Source organism: Paraburkholderia sp. SIMBA_027 (assembly GCF_046535315.1).
GTDB lineage: Bacteria > Pseudomonadota > Gammaproteobacteria > Burkholderiales > Burkholderiaceae > Paraburkholderia > Paraburkholderia tropica.
Map to the genome: position 1 here is coordinate 1 of NZ_JAWRWY010001767.1, position 229 is coordinate 229.

At 56.8% G+C, this 229-nt stretch carries 1 protein-coding gene; it reads left to right on the forward strand.

The window, feature by feature from the left end; translation table 11 throughout:
• Positions 1-38 precede the first annotated feature (38 nt).
• The coding region (locus SB764_RS45230; RefSeq protein ID WP_410867470.1) for a hypothetical protein at positions 39-229 on the forward strand (191 nt) is incomplete at its 3' end.

A 229-nucleotide genomic window follows, 5' to 3' on the forward strand; every position in this document is an offset into this window, starting at 1 on the left:
CCACCGTTGACTGGTCTAAGATCGAACTTCCCGTAGTCGTGAAGCCGACCCACGCATCAGGGTGCGGCGCCTTTCTTCGCGGCGCCGATGACATCAGGACGCTGATGGATGACGATCCCAGCGCCGAATGGATGGCTCTGGAGCACCACCGTTTCAACCGCGAATGGGCCTATGGCGAGTTCGTGCCACAAATCATTATTGAGACGATGCTGATCGATGATCACGAAGT